This is a genomic window from Gemmatimonadota bacterium (assembly GCA_009841265.1).
Taxonomy (GTDB): domain Bacteria; phylum JAAXHH01; class JAAXHH01; order JAAXHH01; family JAAXHH01; genus JAAXHH01.
Map to the genome: position 1 here is coordinate 290396 of VXMB01000001.1, position 16327 is coordinate 306722.

Annotated in this window: 17 protein-coding genes; 6 read left to right on the top strand and 11 right to left on the bottom strand. The window is 58.5% G+C overall.

Features of this window, described 5'->3' with window-relative positions; genetic code table 11:
* Positions 1-2: 2 nt before the first annotated feature.
* From dnaE to F4X08_01190, 7 genes are all read right to left on the bottom strand, one after another.
* Positions 3-3221 carry a DNA polymerase III subunit alpha gene (gene dnaE / locus F4X08_01160; protein ID MYD24411.1) on the bottom strand — a complete coding sequence of 1073 codons (3219 nt, stop codon included), beginning with the start codon at positions 3219-3221 and terminating at the stop codon, positions 3-5.
* Positions 3221-4711 (bottom strand): DNA polymerase Y family protein, encoded by a 1491-nt coding sequence (locus F4X08_01165; GenBank protein MYD24412.1) that lies wholly within the window; start codon positions 4709-4711, stop codon positions 3221-3223. Before F4X08_01165 ends, dnaE begins: the two co-directional genes overlap by 1 nt.
* Positions 4656-5291, bottom strand: a complete 636-nt coding sequence (locus F4X08_01170) for a recombinase A (GenBank protein MYD24413.1) — start codon at positions 5289-5291, stop codon at positions 4656-4658. The genes F4X08_01165 and F4X08_01170 overlap by 56 nt, the downstream gene beginning before the upstream one ends.
* Positions 5292-5352: 61 nt before the next feature.
* Positions 5353-5967, bottom strand: coding sequence for a repressor LexA (lexA, locus tag F4X08_01175; protein ID MYD24414.1), 615 nt, complete (start codon positions 5965-5967; stop codon positions 5353-5355).
* A gap of 282 nt (positions 5968-6249) precedes the next feature.
* The gene (locus tag F4X08_01180; protein ID MYD24415.1) at positions 6250-6465 is read right to left on the bottom strand and encodes a type II toxin-antitoxin system HicB family antitoxin; all 216 of its coding nucleotides are present in this window, start codon (positions 6463-6465) and stop codon (positions 6250-6252) included.
* Positions 6462-6653 carry a type II toxin-antitoxin system HicB family antitoxin gene (locus tag F4X08_01185; GenBank protein MYD24416.1) on the bottom strand — a complete coding sequence of 64 codons (192 nt, stop codon included), beginning with the start codon at positions 6651-6653 and terminating at the stop codon, positions 6462-6464. The genes F4X08_01180 and F4X08_01185 overlap by 4 nt, the downstream gene beginning before the upstream one ends.
* Positions 6654-6808: 155 nt before the next feature.
* Entirely contained in the window at positions 6809-7282 is a 474-nt protein-coding gene (locus F4X08_01190) for an OsmC family peroxiredoxin (GenBank protein ID MYD24417.1), read from the bottom strand.
* A 137-nt stretch (positions 7283-7419) separates the two neighbouring features.
* Here F4X08_01190 and F4X08_01195 point away from each other — a divergent pair, with 137 nt between their 5' ends.
* Genes F4X08_01195 through F4X08_01210 form a run of 4 tightly spaced genes read left to right on the top strand, consistent with a single transcriptional unit; the run spans position 7420 to position 9648 of the window.
* Positions 7420-8241 carry a methyltransferase domain-containing protein gene (locus F4X08_01195; GenBank protein ID MYD24418.1) on the top strand — a complete coding sequence of 274 codons (822 nt, stop codon included), beginning with the start codon at positions 7420-7422 and terminating at the stop codon, positions 8239-8241.
* A 12-nt stretch (positions 8242-8253) separates the two neighbouring features.
* Entirely contained in the window at positions 8254-8898 is a 645-nt protein-coding gene (locus F4X08_01200) for a winged helix-turn-helix transcriptional regulator (protein MYD24419.1), read from the top strand.
* A gap of 37 nt (positions 8899-8935) precedes the next feature.
* Positions 8936-9256, top strand: coding sequence for a helix-turn-helix transcriptional regulator (locus tag F4X08_01205; protein ID MYD24420.1), 321 nt, complete (start codon positions 8936-8938; stop codon positions 9254-9256).
* Positions 9253-9648 (top strand): VOC family protein, encoded by a 396-nt coding sequence (locus F4X08_01210; protein ID MYD24421.1) that lies wholly within the window; start codon positions 9253-9255, stop codon positions 9646-9648. The genes F4X08_01205 and F4X08_01210 overlap by 4 nt, the downstream gene beginning before the upstream one ends.
* Before the next feature lie 113 nt (positions 9649-9761).
* On the opposite strand, the gene F4X08_01215 is transcribed toward F4X08_01210, so the two are convergent.
* Positions 9762-10163 (bottom strand): hypothetical protein, encoded by a 402-nt coding sequence (locus tag F4X08_01215; protein MYD24422.1) that lies wholly within the window; start codon positions 10161-10163, stop codon positions 9762-9764.
* Between the two features lie 30 nt (positions 10164-10193).
* On the bottom strand, positions 10194-10562 hold the full coding sequence (locus tag F4X08_01220; protein MYD24423.1) for an isoprenylcysteine carboxylmethyltransferase family protein: 369 nt from the start codon (positions 10560-10562) through the stop codon (positions 10194-10196).
* A 224-nt stretch (positions 10563-10786) separates the two neighbouring features.
* Between F4X08_01220 and F4X08_01225 the strand changes: the two genes are divergently transcribed.
* Positions 10787-11869 carry a hypothetical protein gene (locus F4X08_01225; protein ID MYD24424.1) on the top strand — a complete coding sequence of 361 codons (1083 nt, stop codon included), beginning with the start codon at positions 10787-10789 and terminating at the stop codon, positions 11867-11869.
* A 93-nt stretch (positions 11870-11962) separates the two neighbouring features.
* Here the strand turns inward: F4X08_01225 and F4X08_01230 are convergent, their stop codons facing one another.
* On the bottom strand, positions 11963-12466 hold the full coding sequence (locus F4X08_01230; GenBank protein MYD24425.1) for an isoprenylcysteine carboxylmethyltransferase family protein: 504 nt from the start codon (positions 12464-12466) through the stop codon (positions 11963-11965).
* A 260-nt stretch (positions 12467-12726) separates the two neighbouring features.
* Between F4X08_01230 and F4X08_01235 the strand changes: the two genes are divergently transcribed.
* On the top strand, positions 12727-13743 hold the full coding sequence (locus F4X08_01235; GenBank protein MYD24426.1) for a M48 family metalloprotease: 1017 nt from the start codon (positions 12727-12729) through the stop codon (positions 13741-13743).
* Between the two features lie 65 nt (positions 13744-13808).
* Here the strand turns inward: F4X08_01235 and F4X08_01240 are convergent, their stop codons facing one another.
* The gene (locus F4X08_01240; GenBank protein ID MYD24427.1) at positions 13809-15644 is read right to left on the bottom strand and encodes a DUF262 domain-containing protein; all 1836 of its coding nucleotides are present in this window, start codon (positions 15642-15644) and stop codon (positions 13809-13811) included.
* Positions 15645-16327: the final 683 nt, after the last annotated feature.

The following is a 16327-nucleotide window of genomic DNA, read 5'->3' on the forward strand; positions in this document are numbered from 1 at the left end:
CTTCATCGAAAATCCCGGCTTCTGAGCCGCAGCGTGCGGTCCTCCAGCTTCGGGTCCCAGACCGCCTCGACCACGAGGTGGACCACGCCCTCGCCCACCTGCAGGTTGCCGGTCACGCCCATGCAGTGCAGCGTCCTGGCCAGCAGGGCGTTGCGCTCGAACACCTTTTCCCAGATGACCAGGTTCACGAAGCCGGTCTCGTCCTCCAGCGTCATGAAGGTGACGCCCTGGGCGGTCCCGGGGCGCTGGCGGCAGATGACCAGGCCCACATAGCGGACCGAGCGTCCGTCCGGCATGCCGTTGAGTTCCCGGGCGGTGGGCAGTCCCCGGGCGGCGAGTTCGGCTCGGCGCGGCTTGAGGAGGTGGCCCTGCACGCTGTGGCCGGCGGCCTGGTGGTCCCAGAGGATGGTCTCCAGGCTGTTCAGGGACTGAAAGCGGGGCTGGGCGTCGCGGTTCTTCAGCGGCAAGGGGGGCGGCCCGCCGGTTTTGGTCCCCAGGACCTGCCATAAGGCGCCGCGGCGGTCCGGGCCGAACGGGCCGAAGCACGCGAAGGCGCCCGCCTCGGCCAGGGACTCGAGCTTGTCCGCGCCCAGGCCGCTCCGCCGGGCGACGTCGGCGATATCGCGGAAGGGCGCCTGCTCCATGGCCGCTTCCAGCCGCGCGCCGTCTCCTTCCCCCAGTCCGCGGACGTAGCGCAGGCCCATGCGGACCGCGAAGGGGAGACGGGGCTTGCGGCCGGCCGCCTCTTCCAGCGTGCAGTCCCAGCGGCTGCGGCGCAGGCTCACCGGGCGCACCTCCACCCCGTGTATCCGGGCGTCGTTGACGATGGTGGAAGGCGAGTAGAACCCCATGGGCTGGGCGTTCAGCAGGGCGCAGGTGAACTCCGCCGGGTAGTGGCAGCGCAGGTAGGCGGTGGCGTAGGCGATGTGGGCGAAGCTGGCGGCGTGGCTCTCCGGGAAGCCGTACTCGCCGAAGCCGCGGATCTGCATGAAGACGTGCTCGGCGAATTCCTCGGCGATGCCTTTTTTGATCATGCGCGAAACCAGCCGTTCCCGGTGCCGCTCGATCCGTCCCGACCGCCGCCAGGCGGCCATGTCCCGCCGGAGCTGGTCGGCCTCGCCGGGGGTGTAGTCCGCCGCCACCATGGCCAGTTGCATCACCTGCTCCTGGAAGAGGGGCACGCCCAGGGTCTTCTCCAGGACGGGCACGAGGCTTTCGTGGGGATAGGTGACCTCTTCCTCGCCGTTGCGCCGCCGCAGGTAGGGATGGACCATGCCGCCCGTGATGGGCCCGGGGCGGACGATGCTGATCTCGATCACCAGGTCGTAGTAGGTGCGGGGCTTCAGGCGCCCCAGCATGGCCATCTGGGCTCGGCTCTCGATCTGGAACACGCCCACCGTGTCGCTGCGGCAGATCAGGTCGAAGGTGGCGGCGTCCTCCCGGGGGAGCGTGGCCAGGGAGAGTTCCATCCGGCGGTGCCGCCGCAGGAGGTCGAAGCCGAGGTGCAGCAGGTTGAGGGCGCCCAGGCCCAGGAGGTCCACCTTGAACAGGCCCGCGTCCTCCACGTCCTCCTTGTCCCACTGGATCACCGTCCGCCCCTCCATGGTGGCGTTCTCGATGGGCACCAGGTCGTGGACGGGGTGGTGGCCCAGCAGGAAGCCCCCGGGGTGGATGGAGAGGTGGCGGGGGAAGTCCTGGATCTCCAGTACCAGGGCGGCCAGGTGGCGCAGGGCCGGGTTCTCCGGGTCGAGGCCGGCCTGGCGGATGAAGTCCTCGTCCCAGTGCCCGTGGGACACCTGCCGGGCCAGGCGGTCCAGGCCGGTGGCCGGGATCTCGAGGACCTTGCCCACCTCCCGGATGGCGGACCGGTGGCGGTAGCGGACCACGTTGGCCACCATGGCGGCGTGGGTGCGCCCGTACTTCTTGTACACGTGCTGGATCACCTCCTCCCGGCGGTTGTGCTCGATGTCCAGGTCGATGTCCGGCGGCTCGGCCCTTTCCCTGGAGATAAACCGTTCGAAGAGGAGGTTCACCTGGGTGGGGTCCACGCCCGTGATGCCTAGGGCGAAGCAGACGGCGGAGTTGGCCGCCGACCCGCGGCCCTGGCAGAGGATGCGCTCGCGGCGGCAGTACTCCACGATCTCGTGCATGGTCAGGAAATAACCCTCGTACTCCAGCTCCCGGATCAGCGCGAGTTCCTTCTTCAGCTGGGGGACCTGCGTTTCGAACTTGCCGCCCAGGCGGCGGGCCGCGCCCTCGAAGGTGCGCTCCTCCAGGTACTGGATGGACGTCTTGCCCTTCGGCAGGCGCTCCAGCGGGTAGCGGTAGCGCAGTTCCCCGAGGGAGAAGGTGCACCGGGCGGCCACCTCGCGGGTCCGTTCGAGGGACGCCGGGTCGTCGGCGAAGAGGCGGGCCATGTCCTCCGGCCCCTTGAGCGCGTGCTGGTCGTTCGGCCGGAGGAGCCGCCCGGCCGCGGGCAGGGTCACCCCCTCCCGGATGCAGGTCAGCACGTCCTGCAGGGGGCGCCGTCCGGGCGTATGGTAGAGGACCTCCACGGCGGCCACGGTGGGCAGGCCGAACCGGTCCGCCAGTTCCCGCAGGCGGATCTCCTTCAGGGTCTCCTCCGCCCGGCGGTGCCGGGCCAGGACCACGTACAGGCGGTCTTCGAAGGCCGCGCGGAGCGGTTCGGGGAAGGGCGGCCCCGTTCCCCCGATCCACAGGGCGATCAGCCCCGGGCTGTGGCGGCACACCTCCTCCCAGCCCACCCGGCAGTTCCCCTTGGCGCCGCGCAGGTGTCCGGCGGTCAGCAGCCGGCAGAGATGGGCGTAGCCTTCCCGGTCCTGGACCAGCAGCACGATCTCCGAGCCGTCCCGGAGGCTGACCTGCGATCCCACGACCAGGTGGACGTCCAGCTCCCGTGCGCGGACGTGGGCCCGCACGATGCCGTACACCCCGTTGCGGTCGGTGAGGGTCAGGGAGGAAAGCCCCAGGCGCCGGCAGGCCTCCACCAGTTCCTCGGGATGGCTGGCCCCTTCCAGGAAGGAGTAATTGCTCTTGCACCAGAGGGGCGCGTAGGGGCTGGCGCCGGCCCGGGGCGCGCAGGTGGGGTTCGTGGGCGCCGGGGCCGCGACGGTGCGGGACGCCGGGGCCGCGCGTTCACGGGGCGGATCTGGAGACGCAAATCCATTCGAGGGCGCCGGCTCCGCGCGTTCACGGGCCATTATTCCACCCGGCCCTGGACGTACCAGCGGCCGCTCCCGTGGTCGTAGTAGATCCAGAGGGTTTCGCCCCGCGCGGTGTCGACGAAACGGTAGTCCCTCCGGACCTCCCGGACCCACCATCCGCCGCTGACCAGGTGTTCCGGGGGCGGGCCGGGGCCCGAAGGCGACTGCCAGTTCACGGGCTGGCCTTCCAGGAGCCGGGGACTGGCGTGGGCGCGGCGCACCAGGGCGCGCACGGCCACCGGCCGGGGGGCGGGCGCGGCGAGCTTGCCGAAGGGCTGCCACCCGAAACGGGCTTCCGGGAGATGCCCCGACGCCAGTTGCGCCGTGAGGACCGAGCCGGGGCCGAACTCGGCCCGGACCCGCGCAAGGGCCCGCATGGCCGAACCGGTGTCGCGGTCCGGATTCTCCTGCAGGAGGTTCAGCTTGTCGGCGGTGACGCGCACGCCCTCCACCTCGAGGGCCAGTTCCACCGGGGGGAAGGGGAAGGAAATCGTTTCCAGGCGCAGGCCCACCAGTTCCAGCAGGACCCTGGCGTCCAGCGTCGGTTCGGCCGCCTGGACCCGGCAGCGATGGCGCGTACCGTTCTCCTGCCGGAACGCCAGCCGGAGGGCGGCGGCCGCCTGGTATCTTTCGCCCGCGGCCTTCAGCAGGGGCGCCAATAGCTGGGACACCCGGAACTGGAGGCCCCGGGCGTCCGATTCGTTCGCGTCCAGTTCCATCCGGGCGCGGAGCGGTTCGGAAAGGCCCCGCGGCTGAAGGGGCAGGGACCGGTCTCCCGCCGCGAAGCGGTAGAGGGTCCGGGCCTGCTCGCCGAGATGCCGGGCGATCCGCTCCCCGGGAAGGGCCAGGAAATCCCCCACGGTATACACGGCCAGCTTGTCCAGCCGTTCCCGCAGCTTCGGCTCGAGTTGCAGATCGAGCAGCCGAACCTTACGGCTCTCGGCATCCTCGACCGCCATGGTGGGGAGCACGGCCACCGCGTCCCTCGCTTTGGCGACGGCATAGGTGCCGAAGCGGCTAAAACCGACCGCGATGCTCGCCGGCAGTTCCAGCCCGGAGAGGGCGGCGTGCATCTGCCCGGCCCAGTCCTCCAGCGACGCGTAGAGCAGGTCCAGTCCCCCCGCGTCCACCCAGAAGATCCCCGGCTCCTCCGCGCTCGGCTCCACCCGGGGGCTGAAACGGTCCAGCGCGCCGTGGACCTGCCGGACCGCCGCCCCGACCTCCTCCTCCGAAATCGTCCCGGCGCACAGGCCGCGGTCCAGGGAGAGGGCCGCGGCGTACTTCATGCCCGGCCGGATCCCGCCCCGGACGGCCGCGGCGTTGAGCCACAGGATGGGACTCAGGGGCTTATCCTCTTCCACCACCGCCACCGGCCGTTCCCGCCACTGCGGATGGCTCCTCAGCAGGAGCCGGAGCGGCAGCGCCCGGATGTTAATGCAGGCCGTCCGGCCCGCGGCAGATTTCGGTGTGGCGCCAGCCCGGTCCATGGCGTTTGTCCTTCAGGATTTCGATTTCGCATTGAAAACGGTCCACCGCCAGGCGGCGGCAGGAGGTCTGGCCCCTCAGGGTGACCATCGGTCCCAGCGAAGGCGCCTCGCGGGACTTGGCGGTGAGGCACAGGAGGGCGGCATGGTGGTCCCTCGCCTGCCGGGCCAGGCGTACCTGCAGGGGCACGGGGATCCTGGAATCGGCGTGCAGGTCCAGCACCACCAGGCCGAAGCCGCCCGAACGCAGGACCCGGTCCGCCGCCCGCGCCGCGGCCCGGGCGTCCGGCACGCGGATGACCACCAGGGCGTCCAGGTCCACGCCGCTCTCCGCCGCGTCCGGCGCGAAGAAGGTGTCCGGCGTCGCCGTGATCCAGGCCGCCGGCTCGCCCTCGAGCTGGGCGTCCAGCACCAGCCGGAAGGCGGCCGTCAGCAGGGCGGCGCCCGGGACGGACGAGAGCTCGCAGAGGCGCCCGGCCAAATGCGACCGCGACCAGCGCGGCCGCTCCTCCCGCTTTCCGGCGGGCATCCGCGTGAAATAAGGTTCGAGATCCTGCAGATCCCGGTCCTGCAGGGACGACATGATGATTCCTTCGGTTGTGCGATGTGCTCGATGTGTTATTCGACGCGCCGGGCTGGCCGTCCTATTCAACGCTCCGCCGTATCTCGATGACCTTGCCCAGCAGCGAAAAGGGCGCACCGTCCTCCCGGGGGATGATCGGGTCGAAGGCCTCGTTCTCCGGATGCAGCTCGACGCGGCCGTCCCGCTCCCGGTACCGCTTGACCGTCGCCTCGTCACCCACCAGGGCCACCACGATATCCCCCGGACTGGCTGTCGGCTGCCGACGCACGATCACCATGTCCCCCGGCAGGATGCCGGCATGGAGCATGCTCTCCCCCTCCACGGTCAGGGCGAAGAGTTCATCGTCGTCGAAACGCGTCTGCGCCATGATGTATTCTGGCGGATCCTCCATGGCCTCGGTCAGTTCGCCCGCCTGTACGCGTCCCAGCATGGGGATCAACTGGGTGGGACTGGCCTTGCCGAACTCCGGCAACCGGTAACCCCGGGACCTGCCGTCCACCTTGGCGAGTTTCCCCTCGAACACCAGCTTCTCCAGGTGCTGGCGGGCGGACTGGACCGCACGGAACCCGAATGCGCGCTGCACGTCCCGGGTCGTGGGCGGGGTCCCGCTCAGGATACGCTCCCGCACGAAATCGTAGATCTTCTCCCTGGTCTTCCCAGGCGATGTGTAGGCCATGATGGTCTCCTCGGTCCGCGGATGAGGAAAACAGAGCGGCGCGTCACTATGGGACGGCGCGATCGGCCGCTGAAATGGGCCGGCGCCATGGGCTGACGAATTGGGCCAGCGCAACGGGCCGGCGCGCCAAAACGACCGCCTGAAAATCCATAAAACAGACATTTGTCTGTTATGTCAAGCAGTTTTTAGGGAAAATGAGGATTGGAACAGGTGGGTGCCATGAGTGGAGGGGGAGATTAAAAAAAACGAGTCGGGAGCGGCCTATGAAATGGCAATCATGCGTTAATGTGCTATTTCAAGGTAAGTGGATTTCGCTGTGGGCTCGGGTATGGGATACCCTTCTTCTTTCATCCCGTCGAGATGAAACTCAATCGCTTCCTTCATGTTCGATTCTACTTCAGACCGTGTAGTTCCAGTTGATACGCAACCTGTAAGGTCAGGTGAATACGCTGAGAGTCCAGTTCCGGTCTTTTCAATAACGATAAGGTAACGACTCATGATTCTCTTCCCCTGGCAGCCAGGGCCTCGCGCTTGTTGAATTCCAATGCTTCTGAAAGCGATTCGACGAGACTTTGCCGTAATTCCTGGTGGGTACGTTCCTGGCAATTGACACCAGGCACTTCCTCAATCCAGCCAATCCACCATTCGCCAGTGTGTTTCACTACTGCGGTGTATTCCAAGTTCATTTGTAACACTTAATATGAGTACATTCGTTGACACAATTAACGTTAATTGTGCCAATAAAATGATTGAATTTACATTTCTCAGGCTCGATACATCCAGCTCCACCTGTCTACCGTACACCTACTCAACTGCCATAAACCTACTCAACTGCCACACACTAGCCAATAACCGTCTCCGCCTCGTGATCCACCGGGAAGTTCACTGACCGGGCGATGAAGCACATGGCATTGGCCCGCTCGTGCAGCCGCTCCGCGGTGGCCGCGTCGCTCTCCGCCGAAATCGTAACGCGGGGCCGGAGGGTCACGCGCGCGAACTGGCCCGAGCCGTCCTGATTCAGTTCCAGCACGCCTTCCGCGCGGTCCTCGTAGGCGGTCACCACGACCTTGCTCACCGTGCAGAGATGCAGATACCAGAGCATGTGACAGGCCGATAGAGAAGCCAGCAGCATGTCCTCCGGATTATGGCGCGCGGAGTCGCCCAGGTAGCCGGGGTCCGCGGAACCCTTGACTACCGGCTTGCCCTCGCATGCGATATCGTAATCCCGCGTATAGCCCCTGTACGTACTCGTGCCATCGCCCTGATTCCCCGTCCACACCACACCGATCTGGTACGTATGTTGCTTATTCATAATGCCTCCGAATGCCTCCGATTATCAGCCGGATAAACCGGGCGAACTGTGACCGACGCGTTGTACCAATCATAACTCATACCGTTCTAGCTTCTCCCAATTAGGCGGCATGTTGATGATTTTGAAAGTATATTGGTAACATGGAATCAAAAGACAGACAGGAAACCTGGACGCAGACCAACAGTCTCCTGCTCCTGGGCATCGTCGACCTGCTCGAAGAGAAAGGGTTGCTGGACAAGGACGATTTCCTTGAGCGTCTGGCCGCGTTCAAGGACGAATCCATCGATATCGGCCTCTTCTGGAACACGGAAGACGAACTGCGGGGAGACGCGGGTTATCACTGCGGCGGGCAACAGGCCACGGTGCGCATGGCTGAGCGGACCGGCCTTTCATCGGAAGACCTGGTGCTGGATGCGGGGTGCGGCGCGGGCGGACCGGCTCGGCACCTGGCGGAAGCATGGGGCTGTTCGGTGGTCGGGCTGGACCGGGAATACGACCGGCTGCTCATAGCGACCATCCGTACGCGATTGATGGGCCTGCTGGACAAGGTGCGTTTCAAGTATGGGGATGCGGCCCAGATGCCCTTCGAGGACCACAGCTTCGACGTGGTATGGAGCCAGGGAGCCTTGCCCTTCACCGGCGATGTGAATAGGATCTTCCAGGAATGTTACCGCGTGTTGCGTCCGGATGGCAGACTCGCGGTACAGACTTCTTTTTTTTCCGCCCGCCACACCGCCGAAGACGACCGGCGCCATCCCGATTTCCTGCCGATCGGGCCGCGGAATTACCTGGAACCGACCCTGGACTGCCTGAAAGCCGTGGGTTTTGACCGGGTCGAATCCGCATGGGTTGAGGAATCGGTCGCCTTCTACAGCGAAAGATACCCGAAAGCGTCCGCCTGGTTCCGCGATCGTAAGTACGGTTCATATATGGTGACGGCGAAGAAATCCGAACATTCGTGAAGGAGCAACAACATGACCACCTGGCGTGAAGTCACCTTTGCAATCGAGTCTCAGGGCGTCGCTGAACTGGTTATCGAAGGTGATCGTGCAGATGTCATCCTCGATCCTCTACGCTGGCGTATCCTCGAGATCCTCGAAGCGGGAAAATCGATCACGGAAATCTCGGAAGCACTCGATGTTACGGATGCCCGGGTGCTGTACCACATTCAAAGGCTGGAAGAGACGGGTGTCGTACGCCTGGAGAGTGATGGGGCGGAAGATCCCCGGAAATGGCGGTGTCTGCCCACGGCGGGCGTGATCCGCGTCCGGGCGGAGCAGGAAGCGGGCAATTCAATTGGCCCGGGGGACGGCCGATACGCGGTGGGCGGCCAGCCAAAGGGCAGCCAGCCACGGGAGGCCATCCCGGCAGCCGTGGCCGGCCAGTTCAACCAGGCATTCCGCGAAGTCGCCGAAGGGATGTACGGACCTTCCTTCCAGGTGTCGATCAATCACAACCGCGCAAGGCTGTCGGAAGCCCAGGCCGCCGAATTCAACCGCCGGCTGCTAGCGCTCATCGAGGAGTACTTCCCGCCCGGCAAGGGAGACCGGTCGGGCGTCAAGTACGGATTCCACGGCGTGCTCACGCCGATCGATCTGCACCCGTTTGGGGATCCGTGATTTAAGGAGTTGACATGCAAGTGTGTACTTGCCTATTATGAATGATGTGGATGTTTACCGCGCAATCGCTGACCGAACCAGGCGGGTCATCCTGGATGAACTCGTGGAACGGTCGGGTCAAACGCTCTTCGAACTCTGTGGGCGCCTGATTATGAAACACGGCATCCACTCCTCGCGCCAGGCGATCTCACAACACCTGGACATTTTAGAGGCCGCCGGACTCATTCGCACGAAGTTCGAGGGAAGGTCGAAGCTTCACTGGTTCGTAGGCGCCCCGTTGAAGGCAATCGGGGAGAGGTGGCCCATCTCGGCAGACGAGGACACTTCACAATCATCGGAGGAGGGCATCGAGAAATGAGAATCCACGCGACCAGCGTCATGGTAGACGACCAGCAAAAGGCGCTTCGCTTTTACACGGAAACGCTTGGCTTCCAGTTGAAGCATAACATACCCCTGGGAGAATACGCCTGGATCACCGTGGTATCCGAGGAAGATCCGGAGGGGACGGAATTGGTGCTCGAACCTGATGCCCATCCCGCAGCGCGTCCGTTCAAGAAGGCCCTTGTGGAGGACGGTATCCCCTATACCGCCTTCGCGGTCGACGAAGTTGAAGCCGAACACGAGCGTCTTCTGGCAAAAGGAGTGCGATTCGTGCAGCCGCCAACCGACCTTGGGACGGTCATTTGCGCAGTCTTCGACGATACATGCGGCAACTTGATCCAGATTGTAGAGGAGAAGCGTCAAGATTAACCATCAACGGATCCCGCCGACCAACCTGGCACGCTGTCCCATTACAGCCGGAAGGGTACGCCGAACCGGGCTTGAGCGTACCGGAGTTGTCCTCGTAAGCGACCGGGCCGCGGTCATTGCTGGTTCTCGACCGCTTGCCGGCGCACCTCGTCATTCATCAGCACATCCGCGACGATCGCCACGATGTAGAACTTTCCTTCGAGCAGGTGTTCGTTGCTGTAAATGGGTTCCAGTTTTATCCACCTTCGCAGGTTCAGGTTCCCCCGGACCGTGTTGAATATAACGTCGTAAAACTTCTGCGTATCGTCAAACACCCAGTCCTTCGTAAAAATGATCCAGAATCCGATCTCTTCGGGTATGCCGTCCCAGTCGTTCGCGACCGCCCAGTTGATCTCGATTTCCGGATCGCTGTCGTATTTGATGGACTTCGATTCCGTGCCCATGACGATGCGGATATGCAGATCCATATTGTTGATCCGGCTGAGCACGCCGTTCACGTCCTCGATGATGGCCATGTGCGCTCCGTTAAGTTAAGCCTGTCCGATTCACGGTCCCTCCCACGGCCGTATCCTCGGTATCCAGCGCGGTACATTCGCCTTGTACAGCCGGTAGGGTTCGCCGAACCGCCGCTCCAGGCCCGGTTCCTCGTGGAGTGGGAAGTAGATCGCGCACACCACGAAGAACACGCACATCCAGCCCGCCAGGTGCCATGAGCCGAAGAGCAGGGACTCGGCGCCGAGAATGAGCAGCATGCCCGAATTCATGGGATTGCGTAGGTGGCGATAGGGGCCGAGGACGACCAGCTTCTCGGGCGGGGCCCACGGCGCCGGCGTGCCCTTCCCGATGTACTTTACTGCGTTTTGGTCTGATGTTGTAAACCTAGAACTGATTTTACATGCCCGGTAAACATTCATTAAATCAACTTGACTCTAAATCTCCTGAAGTTGATAGTTTTCTGGCGTAATCTCATACATGTGAAGTAACTTCCCACTGTCTGTTTTAATAAACACCGGAAAAGTAAAGACAACTTAAATGTTAAAGCTCGTCTCTGTCCATTTTAGATCAAGGATGACTCTATAGTCCTAACGCATCGTTATGATAGAAATTGAAGTCAGTGCCATTAATCTGGAGAAATGCAATGCCTCAAATAGTAGGTCCGTTTAGCATCGTTGGCAGCAGCGCGATACCTATCGAGACACATGCGGCATATCTTAGACATCTCGCTTCATCGAAAGTTGCAAGGATGTTGCTTCAAGAAAAGTACACATTTACTCCAAAAGAAGCCCAAAAATACAGTGCCGATATCAGTTCTTTCGTCGGACAAGCGCTGAATTTCTATGAAGATAGCCTTGATTGTTCGAGGCGCATACGACCTGTATTGCAGTATTATTGCTACCTGAATCTCGCCGTTGCGGTTGTACTAGCATACAGACCCAATTACTATGAAAAATACAGAAGGCATGGTGTGGTAGACAAGTCACATGCTTTGAATTCCTTGAACCTGACATCTGTACTCGTAGAAGCCAACGTAGGTGCCGTTCCTCTTTTTCATTCTATACTTTCTGGTGTTTCAATTAGGAACCGTAAGTTCAGACTAAATGAACTTTTTGGTGCTATACATCTTGTCCAATTTGAACTTACCCGACTTTTCAACATCAGTACTCAACAAATCAAAGTGGATATAAGTACATTTCAAGAACGTAACACTACCCTCTATCACAACAAGGTCGAATACATAATTACGAGTCCTCTAGAATCGGAGCCTCGTATATCAAAATCCCGTATAGAAAATGCAATGCCTGATCTTGTTCAGCATTACAAATTGCACGATGCTACTAGTAATAAGCTTGTTTACCATTCACACACAGGATATGCAGACGAGAACGACGCCATACAAGACCACCAGTCGAAATGTCTTCGGCTAATCAACTTCGGTGGTCATGTTGTTTTAGAGCAGGGACAAATAAACCGCGGTCTAGTGTATAGTTGGCATGGAATATCAAGAAAAGCGCTATTACCTACAATGACCGCTACTCTATTACTCTCCTTCGCCTTGGCTTCAATTTCGAGATACAGATCTACACTACTGAGGCGCATTGATGAATCCGAAATACAAGTATTGTTGGACGTGTTTATGTCAGAAGCGGATTCAATTGTACTTCCCACAATGAGGAATCTTCTATTTAAAGAGGAAGTTGCTTGTGACATGATCTCGGTGTAACCCTACAGGGAATTTGGTAAACTGAGTCAATTTGATCGTATAGGAATAACTGAATTTACGCTGAGATCTCGCGATGCTCGGCGCACCCCTTGATTACGGCCCTTCCCACGGCCGTATCCTCGGTATCCAGCGCGGTACGTTTGCCTTGTACAGCCGGTAGGGTTCACCGAACCGGCGCTCCAGGCCCGGTTCCTCGTGGAGCGGGAAGTAGATCGCGCACACCGCGAAGAACACACACATCCAGCCCGCCAGGTACCATGAGCCGAAGAGCAGGGATTCGGCGCCGAGGATGAGCAGCATGCCCGAATTCATGGGGTTGCGCAGGTGGCGATAGGGGCCGAGGACGACCAGCTTCTCGGGCGGGGCCCACGGCGCCGGCGTACCCTTTCCGATCCGCTCGAACAGCGCCATGGTCCACGCCGCCAGGACCAAGCCGTCCAACGCCATCGCGATCCCGATCCAGAAACGGAACTGCGTGGGCTCTGCCGGCGACAGCGCGCCCGGTGTATCGGCCAATACCCACAGGATCACGGCCGGGACATAGATCGTAGCCGCCGCCGGAAGAAGGACGACAGCCTTCGCAGTGGTCCATTTCACAGGTGGCGCTCCCTGCCTCAATCGATGGTGTCAGCCCTATTCATGGCACCGGTTTTGTACGTTCTCCCGCCCGGCCGCACGATGGTGTCATACCGCGGCCCTGGCATCCATGACAAAGGGCTAAAAACGGCTGCTCGTGTCAAGCGATTGTGACCGCGTGACTGAGCCCTCGGCCTGGCCTCCTGAAATAAACGACTTGCAAACGTTTGTCGTTTTTGACAATATACTTAATCCATTCTAAGTTATGTGAATTCGTTCCAATGTACACAGCCGGGAGGATACACGTGCAAAAAGCCGGACAAAACTACCCGTTGGGAAACGAGCGGACACCTGAAGACGGCCCGGACCAGGCGGACGGTGCGCATCAGCCGGACCAAGCCGTTGACGATACGATCCGTTTGAACTGGCGTGAGAAGCTGGTTGAATTCGGCATGTTTATGGCGATGATCATGTGCGGAATGATCATCGGTGTATTCGTTATCTTAGCGGTGCTGCTCACCATGCAAAGTACCTTCGAGGAGCGGATGCCGGGATTCAAGGAAGCCGGTTCGATTCCGTTTATCATCCTGGTCGTAGTAGCCGTGATTATCGGCAATGTCTGTTCGTTCAGCTGCGCGCCCTACATCATACGTATCCTCTTTCGCGGCAACGAACTGCAGGACGAGCGGATGGACCGCGCCGTGAAGCGCTTGATATCCGTGACCGGGATGGACATCAGGGTCGAGAAGATCTACGCCATAAAAGGCAAGACGGCCAACGCCGTCGTGGCCGGTCTTTTCCGCAAGGTACAGTGTATCTTCTTTACGAACCGACTGCTGGAGCGAATGAGCGAAGGAGAGATCATGGCGGCCCTGGCGCACGAATTAGCCCATGGGCGGCATCGGCACATGACCAAAGTATTGGTGGCGATCGTGTTATGGGCCCTCGGCGTCCAGGTACTCTTCCGGCTGATCGATTTTCACGCTTACTTCGGGGCGCAGGACGTATACTGGCAGATATGGGCGAATGGCGTACTAAGCGGATTGAACGTCTTCCTGCTTATCCTTCTCGTCCTGTTCCCGCTTTCGAGGCGGCACGAACACCAGGCGGACGCGACCGCCGCCCTGTGGGTGGGCACAGACCTGTACAAACAAGCCCTTTACCGGCTGCACCAAATCAACGACCAACTGAAACCGCCGCGAAAGTTCCTGGCGAAGCTGGGTACTCATCCGACGTTGCAGGAGAGGCTGGAGCAGGTGGAGAGGCTGGAGCGGGTGGGGAGGTTGAACGTGAATTAGGACAACATGTGTCATAATGAATATACGCAGAAGCGTAATCAGGAATGATCGAAGTCGTCTCTGAGTTAGGGTAACACTGCGAGTTCGTTTATTTTCTCTATCATGATCTTGGCTCTTTCACTTAAAAACACTTCATAACGACTCTCAGGGTCGCCGCTTGAAACCAATAACTCATATGGAACCAGGTGGGTCTCCACCCTCTGTCGTAATTCGCTATCAGTAACACTGGACTGGTTCAATAGGTTATTCATATATAAAGCCGGATCATTTCTTGAGAACGATCGATTAGTGATCTTTTTAAGAACAACACCGTTTAATCCTAGATTTATCCTCCCGACATCTATGTGCTCTTTTAAAAAATCCTTTGGGAAAACGTGATGTCTCTCCAATTCTCCCGAGTTTTCTAAGCTCCGAACAGTTTCTGTATCTAGAGTTTCACCAGTAGCCCAGTCTTTGGGATTGTTTGCCAAGGTAATCGCAGCTATGGCACGTCCTCGACGTGATTTTAATCCTATCCAAGACCAAGCCGTGTCTAATAAATCATCTTCACTCGGTAATGGATGTAGGCTATCGTTCAACATTGGTGGTAACATCGATTCATCTGTTGTTCCGGTATTTCTTATTGAAAATAGGCACTGACGTAACTGTTTATAGTCTTCATACAGTCTGTCATTTGCTTGAACCTCGTACCTGTCTGTTAAAAACGCACGCCACAGATAAGTAGATATAAGTTTGTTCGCTGTACCTACTCTCGCGGCCCTTGAACGCGCAGTACCTTCGACACCTTTCAGCTCTTCCTGTATCGCAGCGACAACATGAACTGGTGGCCAAGATGCCAACGTTCTATGGGTTACTCCGCCATGTTTAGCGGCAGTTGCAAGAGCAAACTTCAAGTCAATAAGTAAACTGTCAATGGGTCTGGGTGAATCTTGATCGCTCGCAAATACAGCCGTTAATGCCTTCTCGTAATTGGCCTCTTTGGGAGGTAGACCTAATGGGTGTTGCTCTGTTCTTACTTTAAGGCAAGCAACTTTCAAAATCCACTCACCAATTTCCGGTATAGTTTCCTGCTCATCACCTTTAAAATAATTGCTTGTCAAATCGTTGTCGTTATGGAAATCCTCAATACACTGGCGTAGATGCTCCTCATATTGTCTCTGAGCGGTGGCAACTACGATATCAAATCTTTTCACAGTAACAGAGGAACTATTTGTTTCAATGAATACGTCAATCGCTTCTTGTTTTGAAGTTTCAGGGGGAAGTGCACAATAATGTAGCTCTCTGTTGAGCAAGTGTTCTTTTTGTAGTCTTCCTATTGCTCTTTCGAGTCTACGTGCTTCATCGCTATCAGTACTACAGGCACTATTGCTCCAGTCCCAGATCTTTCCCAACTCGTCTCGTTCTGGGTTGTTTTCGTCCATGTCCTCCCAAAGTATATCAATCGGCACGAGATTCTTATCATATGCAACTGCTGGTTCCCTTAAAACCCGATATTGCGAAGACCTTGTTGAATAGGTATGAACATTGCTTACGTCCATTTCCCTTGAACTCAGGTCACTAACTTCCACAAAAAACTGATGGTCAGGCGTTCCTCGAAGAGCATGCCAAAGCGAAGTGAGACGTTGTTGGCCATCAAGTACAAGCTCAGTTGGGTTACCATCCTCGACGTTAATACCCATAAGCGGACGCGATACAAACTGAGGTTCGTCTCTGATAGGGAGAATTAGAAATACACCAGTAGGCCGGTTTTGAAATAGAGCTTTTAAGTAGTTTGCTATCCGTTGATTGTTCCAAACATAACTCCTTTGGAAATCGGGAAGCGAAATCGTCCCTTCATTGGCCCTCTGAAGCCAGTTCTTTACTGGACGTTTGTCATAATGAGCAGGATTTACATAGGTCATAGGACCTTCACTTTTTAAAATTCACGATTGGGTCTACATACGTCAGGATTTAAGTTGCTGATTGAAAACACTCACTAGTTTAAGACTGACCTCATTACATCGTTTATTTCTACATCATTTAGAATGCTAAGTTCTCGAGTGCCTTGATGTACAGCTACTCGTCGACAGGCGCGTTCTAACTCCTTGGTCTTACGTAGTTCAGATTCAGGGTTTTCAGCGATTTCTTGAGCCAGTGCTATGACGAATGCGTTACGAACTTGAACTGAGCCAAAAGTCGAGTTTCTTGAGACGATTAACTGTATGATTTTCTCCCAATACGTTTGATGTATACGGATTATATGGCGTATCTGTTCAGCGAGGGTTAAGTCACCATTTGCGATCTGGGCCACCAAATGTTCTCTCCACCAAGCCCGACCAAATGGTGTGTCTACGTATACTGTTCGATTACCTCTTGCCTCGGGAATACCACCCATACGTCTCAAAACCGTACGCACACAAGTGTCTATTGCAATGTATTGGTTGACGTCTTCGCCTAATTGGAGAACACGGTCGATACGTTCCGCTCCACTTCGAAAGACGCCTCCGTTTGAAGCAAGATACGAGGATTCGATCTTATGCCCTTCAATATGGCGACATGTTAGATATGTCCAGAAAGTTGATCTGCATGCTGTCCGAGGTTTTAA